Here is a 5,659-nt window from a genome sequence, read left to right as displayed (position 1 = left end):
AGCGGTTCGAGGCGCAACGGCAGCGCATCCGCGAGCAGTACCTGCGTCCCGCCGACGAGCGCTCGGCCTCGTCGGCACGGGGTTTGCACCACACCGCTCTGGTGAGCAGCGACGTCGAGCAGACCGTCCGGTTCTACCAGGATCTGCTCGAGTTTCCGCTGACCGAACTGATCGAGAACCGTGACTATCCCGGCTCGTCGCATTTCTTTTTCGACATCGGCAATGACAACCTGCTGGCGTTCTTCGACTTTCCCGGCCTCGATCAGGGCCCCTACCAGGAGGTCATCGGCGGGCTGCACCACCTCGCGATCAGCGTGGAGCCGTCGCGCTGGGAGCGGTTGCGGGACAAGCTCACCGCGGCCGGCGTGGAGTTCGCCGAGCACAGCGGCGTCTCGCTATATTTTCGGGACCCGGACGGGGCCCGCATCGAACTGATCGCCGATCCGCTTGGGGAGATGTACGGCAGCAAGGTGCTGTAGCGCGTCAGATCGGCAGCGGGAGAATGCGGCTCATCACGTCGAGCGGTTCCGCCGCCGGGTCGTCGGCCATACCGTTCGCCCGCCACGCGATGTGCATATCGGGCCGCACCAGCACGCAGCCGTCTTCGCCGACCTCGCGTGCCCGCAGTCCTCGTAGAGATCCAACGTGTCGTCACCTTCGACGCTGGTATAGACAGAGATTCTCCGAAACGGCAAATTGCGAACTGTAAATCCGTCGGCTAAATGGTTCTCATCCTGACTGGTTGCCGGTTCGCGTCATCTGCTGACCGTGGGGGAGCGTCGGGGCAGTTGCCACGGTGCCCGATCCGTTGGGTGTACTGGCTGGAGAACGGGCCACAGCACTGTTACGTCGCGTAACACAGCGGCGCATATCGGCAGGACACAGAGCGGTCGCGTAACACCGTGATCGAACATCCGCCCCAGCTCAGAGCCCATTTTTGCAGGAACGGGCAGGGGTTCGAATCCCCTTAGCTCCACAGAGTTTCAGCAGGTCAGGGGGCTAGACCGGCATGGGTCGGCGGCGCACCTTTGCTGCGGAGCCCGATAGCAATGGCCGCTCGTTGAGCGATACAAGGATTCGCAACCGCCTTTACCATCCAGTCAGTGTCAGGGTGAGGTGCCGCGTGTTGCGGTGGTTGGATCCTGATCACCTGATGTCTGGCTCGTAGCATCCTTGCCGCCTCGGGTTGGCGTTCATGCGTTTTGTCGGCATCAGGTGTGAAGGACCGGCCGGCGTGACTTGATAGGAGCGTGGCATCGCCCCGACTGAGATGTGTCCGCCGACCGGCCCAACCGTCACCTCACAGTGAAGGAGGCAACCACCATGGTTGTTGTTGTTGGAGCCGATGTCCACAAGCGCACGCATACTTTCGTTGCGGTTGACGAGGTCGGGCGAAAGCTTGCCGAAAAGATCGTTGTGGCGACCAGTGTTGGGCATGCCGAGGCGGTGATGTGGGCGCGTGAACGCTTAGGCACCCAAGTGGTGTGGGCGATCGAAGATTGCCGGCATCTGTCTGCCCGTCTAGAGCGTGACGTGCTGGCGGCCGGTCAGCAGGTGGTGGGGGTGCCACCGAAATTGATGGCCCAGACCCGGGCGTCGGCGCGCACAAAGGGTAAGTCTGATCCGATCGATGCGCTGGCGGTAGCGCGGGCAGCACTGCGTGAACCCGACCTGCCCGTGGCTTCTCATGACGGGGTTTCGCGCGAACTTAAGTTACTCGTTGATCGCCGTGAAGACCTTGTTGCTCAACGCACTTCGACGATTAACCGGTTGTTGTGGCGGGTGCATGAACTCGATCCAGAACGCGCACCAAGGTCGCGCTCGCTACACCTGGCCAAGCACCGTCGACTTCTGGGCGAGTGGTTGGCGACCCAGCCCGGACTGATCGCTGAACTGGCGCGTGACGAGCTGGCTGACATCACCCGCCTTACCGCGGCGATCAACGCGGTGGCCAAACGCATCGGCGAACGCATCCGCCACGTTGCTCCGGCGCTGTTGGCAATGCCGGGCTGTGGTGAGCTGACCGCCGCCAAACTCGTCGGTGAAGCCGCGGGGGTGACCCGGTTCAAAAGCGAAGCGGCCTTCGCCCGCCACGCCGGAGTTGCCCCGATTCCGGTGTGGTCGGGCAACACCGCCGGCCGCGTCCGCATGACCCGCTCGGGTAACCGCCAACTCAACGCCGCCCTGCACCGCATCGCAGTCACCCAGATCCGTCTCCACGGGCTCGGACAGACCTACTACCGCAAGCGGATCGCTGCCGGCGACTCGACCACCGAAGCCCTGCGCTGCCTTAGACGCCGCCTGGCCCGAGTCGTCTTCCGCCACCTACACACCGACTACCAAAACCGAATTCAGCCCAGCCAACTGGCAGCGGCTTGACATAGGAGAAACTCATGCTGATCCGGGGCCAGCCGATCCGGCGAACTGTGGAGCTATTGCGTATCAAAGATCCAGAGCGTGAGGCGCTGCGACGCGCCATGCGTGCGGCGATAGTGATACCTCTTGCGGCCGGGTTCACTGTCGTCGTTGTGGGGGGCACCGTGGCACCACTATTCACGTTGCTGGGCGCCTTTTGGCTGCTGGTGACGACCGAGTTTCCCGGCAATCGACAGCAGCGTGGGGTGGCTTACCTCGGCTTGGCCTTCAATATGAGTCTTCTGATCACAATCGGCACCTTGCTTGCCCCCATTGCCTGGCTCGCGGTGACGTTCATGTTTTTCTTCGGCGTGGCGGTGACACTGGCCGGTGTGGCCAGTGCGACGATGTCCGCCGGTCAACGCGCGATCCTGTTGTCGTACGTCTGGCCGGTCTGCACACCGGTCGGGCCAATCAGCGAGCGGCTGCTGGGTTGGCTGATCGCCGTCGTGATATGCGTGCCGGCGGCGTTGTTCTTCCTTCCCCCACGGCACTACAACGAACTGCGCCGTCACGTCGGACGAGTGTGCGCGGCGCTGGCCGACCGGATCGAGGGCGTCGGCTCGGCCGCGGACGTGACCGTGGCAATGGACGGGCTGCGGGCCAACTTCCTGGCTGCCAGCTACCGGCCGGTCGGCCTTAGCGCCGGCAGCCGGGCACTGGTACGCGTCGTCGACTTTCTCCAACTGGTCGCCGATCTCGTCGACGACCACACCGGGGCGACATTGGGGCCGGTGAAACCGCCGGCCATCGACGTCTTGCGGTGCTGCGCTCGGTTGCTCGATGTATCGCAAGTAGCCCATCGCGCCGCGAATCGCGCCGCTCTCGACCAGACACTTCGCCGATTGCGGTCGCTGGCACGTGGCCGTTACCGCGGCGACGTGCTACTGATCCTCAGCGCTCCGGACGACGCAGCGGCGGTTGCGACGGGCCGGCAGCTGCTGGCGTGCCGAGTAATCGCGACAACCATCGGATTGACGGGCAGGGTCATCGCCGCAGCCGGCGCGGCCGATGCCCGACCGGTGTGGGCCCGGGCCCTCGGCCTACAACTGCCACCCACCGGCTTCGCCGATCGGCTGTCGCCGGAGACCGTAGCCGGCACTACGGTTGTTACCGCGTTTCTGGCCGCCCGTTCGGTGGCGGCACATAACGGCCTTCGCACGGGCGTCGGGTTGGCTCTGGCTGTCGCCGTCACTCATCTGCATCTGGTCGAGCATGGCTTCTGGGTCGTGGTGGGAACCATGGTGGTGCTCAGTAGCAGTGCGCTCAGCACCAGAACCAGGGTCGTTCAGGCTGTGGTGGGTACTACGTTGGGCATCGTCCTCGGCGGGGTGCTCATTGGCGTGGCCGGTGTACAACCAGCGGTGCTGTGGCTGCTGGTGCCGATCACGGTATTCGGGTCGACCTACCTGCCGCGTTTCGTTTCGTTCATTGTCGCTCAGGCCATGGCCGCGTTGAGTCTGTTGATCATCCTCAACCTCACGGCCCCTGCTGGCTGGCGCATCGGTCTGCTTCGCATCGAAGACATCGCGATGGGCGCGGCCGTGGGTATGGGCGTATCGCTGCTGCTGTGGCCCAGGGGTGCCACGGCTGCGGTGTCGGCTGTGATCAGAGCCGCACTCGATGTCAATGTGCGCTATCTTCAGGCGGCCGTGCTACGTGTCACCGGTGGCCGTTCGGAGGAAAGTGATGCCAACGTCGCGGCCCTGAGCCACGATGCAGTGGTGGGTTGGCGACGAATCGATGACGCTGTACGCCATTATCTTTCGGAGACCGGCGCCGGTGCCGACCTGCGTACCCCGGTGGTCAGGGCTGCCAACCGAGCCGCCTGGGTGCGCCTGGCGGCGGACATGATCGCCGACATCAGGACGCTGCCGCCACTCGGCACGTACCCAACCGCACGGGCTGTGTTAGAAGCGCATATGGAATTCGTTACCAAACAGATCTCGGGACACAGCGACACGCCTAGGAAGCCGATCGCCGGGGAATTCGTGCGGGCGTTGCGCGCCGAGGCGACCGACGACGTCGAAGTGGTCGAGGCCGCGCAGCCGCTGGTTACGGTGGCCGCCAACCTCGCCCAACTCGAGATGGTGTCACTGCCGGAATCAGAAAGCGCCGCTGCCGCAACGGGTTCGTTGATGAAATGATCCGGCTACACCTGGTCCACCAAGGCTTGGGACTGTCCTCCCGCTGGACGCTGTTGGGTGCGCTCGTCGCCGCTCAGCTAGCGGCGCTCCACTGGGCCGGGTTTGCGTTCGCCGCCTCCACGCTAGGCGTAGGCGATCGCGTCCTCGGTTGACAGGGCCGCGCCCTCGACCCACGAGCATTCAAAGTCCTTCGCGCCGATGGCATCTCGGAGACGGCGCACAATCTTGTCGTCCTCTTCGTGCAGCGATCGACATCCGCACCCACAACAAAACTCACACGTCCGGAAGGTGCCTGACATGTATCGCCAGATCCTTGATCCCGTCGCCCACTCGCTGGCGTGGAGCTCACTCGCGGCTGTCTTACCGCTGGCGACGCTTTTCCTGATGCTGACGATCAAAACCCCCGTTGTGCCAAGAGTGTGCCAAGACGGGCAGAGACAGGCCGACAAGCCTCAGACAGCACGAACACTAGAAGCCGTTGAACTGGCCCTTTGGAGACACTATGGCACCGTCGAGAACGCGGTGGACGACTTGGCGGCGATTTACACACCAGCGGTCGGCGGTTCGATACCGTCCGCGCCCACCAGTGTTTTTGCAGGTCAGCATCATACGGCGATCTGCCAGTCGAGTTCGCACACTCGGTCGGTTCTCGAGGGCTGCAGCCGTAGCGCGTAGCCCACACGAGGATCCTCGCCCCTTTACGTCGTGGCCAACCTGCCGCACGGATCTAGACCATGTGCACGTCGCTCCCGCGCGGCGGTTTCGTACCACCGCGCGAGTGGCTGACGCTCCCGCCTCAATCTTTGATGAAGTGGTACATCCGGTACGAAAGCTGTCCACGTTGCAGTTGGCGGTACATCATCGTGCCGGGCAAACCGGTGAACAGGCGGCCGAAGGGCCGCATGAACCTGGGCACATGTTTAACGACCAGGTCCTGGTACCGCGGCGAGTTCTTGTCCAGCCCGCGCAGCACCTCCGTGTTGATCTCGCGCTTCGACACCATCCGCATTGGCATGTCGGCCAGGGCTGCATCCCAATCGTCATATTCGAGGAACCCGCGGAAATCGGCGTAGAGGAAATGACCTCCCGGACGCAGC

At 63.8% G+C, this 5,659-nt stretch carries 5 protein-coding genes and 1 pseudogene; 4 read left to right on the top strand and 2 right to left on the bottom strand.

Annotated features, from left to right (window positions below; translation table 11 throughout):
* On the top strand, positions 1 to 479 hold a 479-nt coding region (locus VKI00_RS22225), incomplete at its 5' end, for a VOC family protein (RefSeq protein WP_324441291.1).
* 4 nt (positions 480 to 483) lie between these two features.
* On the opposite strand, the gene VKI00_RS22220 is transcribed toward VKI00_RS22225, so the two are convergent.
* On the bottom strand, positions 484 to 627 hold the full coding sequence (locus VKI00_RS22220) for a hypothetical protein (protein ID WP_414687260.1): 144 nt from the start codon (positions 625 to 627) through the stop codon (positions 484 to 486).
* Positions 628 to 1,305: 678 nt separating this feature from the next.
* On the opposite strand from VKI00_RS22220, the gene VKI00_RS22215 reads away from it, so the two are divergent.
* The 3 genes from VKI00_RS22215 to VKI00_RS22205 all read left to right on the top strand — a co-directional run bounded on the left by VKI00_RS22215 (position 1,306) and on the right by VKI00_RS22205 (position 5,237).
* Entirely contained in the window at positions 1,306 to 2,379 is a 1,074-nt protein-coding gene (locus VKI00_RS22215; protein ID WP_324441287.1) for an IS110 family transposase, read from the top strand.
* Positions 2,380 to 2,393: 14 nt separating this feature from the next.
* Positions 2,394 to 4,562, top strand: a complete 2,169-nt coding sequence (locus tag VKI00_RS22210; RefSeq protein WP_324441285.1) for an FUSC family protein — start codon at positions 2,394 to 2,396, stop codon at positions 4,560 to 4,562.
* 297 nt (positions 4,563 to 4,859) lie between these two features.
* On the top strand, positions 4,860 to 5,237 hold the full coding sequence (locus VKI00_RS22205) for a hypothetical protein (protein ID WP_324441283.1): 378 nt from the start codon (positions 4,860 to 4,862) through the stop codon (positions 5,235 to 5,237).
* A 121-nt stretch (positions 5,238 to 5,358) separates the two neighbouring features.
* Here the strand turns inward: VKI00_RS22205 and VKI00_RS22200 are convergent.
* A pseudogene (locus VKI00_RS22200) lies at positions 5,359 to 5,659 on the bottom strand (SAM-dependent methyltransferase); the annotation flags it as partial.

Source organism: Mycobacterium sp., assembly GCF_035314665.1.
Classification (GTDB): Bacteria; Actinomycetota; Actinomycetes; order Mycobacteriales; family Mycobacteriaceae; genus Mycobacterium.
The sequence above is the reverse complement of the archived record's forward strand: the minus strand, read 5'-3'. Positions and strand labels throughout refer to the sequence as shown.

Bases quoted from the DNA above. Each gene is read 5' to 3' on its own strand.
- VKI00_RS22205 (WP_324441283.1), top strand. From the start codon at position 4,860: ATGTATCGCCAGATCCTTGATCCCGTCGCCCACTCGCTGGCGTGGAGC.
- VKI00_RS22210 (WP_324441285.1), top strand. From the start codon at position 2,394: ATGCTGATCCGGGGCCAGCCGATCCGGCGAACTGTGGAGCTATTGCGT.